The organism is Streptomyces sp. NPDC037288 (assembly GCF_055603265.1).
Genome location: NZ_JBVJVY010000235.1, coordinates 1 through 1,076, shown reverse-complemented (window position 1 = coordinate 1,076; position 1,076 = coordinate 1). Strand labels below are relative to the sequence as shown.

At 65.6% G+C, this 1,076-nt stretch carries 2 protein-coding genes; both read left to right on the top strand.

Translation table 11 applies throughout. The features are described 5' to 3' along the window. The coding region (locus ACZ7GZ_RS43485) for a hypothetical protein (RefSeq protein ID WP_471033412.1) at positions 1-202 on the top strand (202 nt) is incomplete at its 5' end. Between the two features lie 106 nt (positions 203-308). Then, the gene (locus ACZ7GZ_RS43480) at positions 309-935 is read left to right on the top strand and encodes a helix-turn-helix domain-containing protein (RefSeq protein WP_471033410.1); all 627 of its coding nucleotides are present in this window, start codon (positions 309-311) and stop codon (positions 933-935) included. The last annotated feature ends 141 nt before the right edge of the window (positions 936-1,076 follow it).

The following is a 1,076-nucleotide window of genomic DNA, read 5'->3' as shown; positions in this document are numbered from 1 at the left end:
TGGTCCCACTGGCGCAGACACCACCAAGCCATCGCCCGCCGCTGCCACTACCGAAGAAGACACAGCTCAGAACACGATTTCTGACTGGAGTACTAATGCCTGGATTCCTTCTTTTGCTGGGTATATGTCCTGGTGGCGGGGTGGTTCGGTTGCCCGGGGGCAAGTGCTGGACGGTGGTGTTACGGGCGCGGCCGAGCTGTGACGAAAGCGAGGACCAGCTCGTGCATCGACTGGCGCGAGCAGGTAAGGCTCCTCGTGATCTGGTCATACGGGCGCGGATGATCTAGCTGAGCTGGTCCGGACAGCGAGTGCCTGCCGTCGCGAATGAGTTGAGGTGCAGCCCCGAGACGGTCCGCCGCTGGCTGCACCGGTTCAACCGCTTGGGCCTGGACGGCTTGGAGGATCTGGGCGGTCAGGGCCGCAAGCGTAGGATCACCGAAGCGGAGCGCTCCAGGGTCATCGGCCGGGTCATACAGCCACCACCGGGCCGGCTGACGGTGCAGGCGGACGGCGAGTTGGCCGCGGCGGATGAGTCCGGGCCGCTGGAGTGGACCCTGGACGCACTGGCTGCTGAGGCACAGCGGCTGGGCATCGAAATCAGCCGCAGTCAGGTCCGTCGGATCCTGCTGGCCGAGGGGGTGCGCTGGCGCCGCACCCGGTCCTGGACCCGGTCAAAGGACCCGGAGATCATCGGGCTTTACACCTGCCCGCCCGAAGGCGCGACGGTCGTCTGTGCCGACGAGCTCGGACCGGTGATCCCCTGTACCTTCCCGCCGGCGCCGGGCTGGTCGCCGGACGGTCACCGCACCAAGTCCGAGATCGACTACGGTCGAGGCCGGAGAAGACCTGGGTCTACGGCGCCTTACGGGTGCGGGACGGACACGAGGCCACCATGGCCGCCTCTTCCCGCAACAGTGCCTTCTACCAGCAATTGAGAGGTCCGCTACAATACGAAACGCCGCCACTCGGGACTCGGGTATCGGACCCCACAAGAGGTCCACGACGACTACCTGAATCAGCAGCTCGCCGCATGAATTAGCCAATAGGTAGCTGTCCGGAAAGCGTGGGGCCCCTCA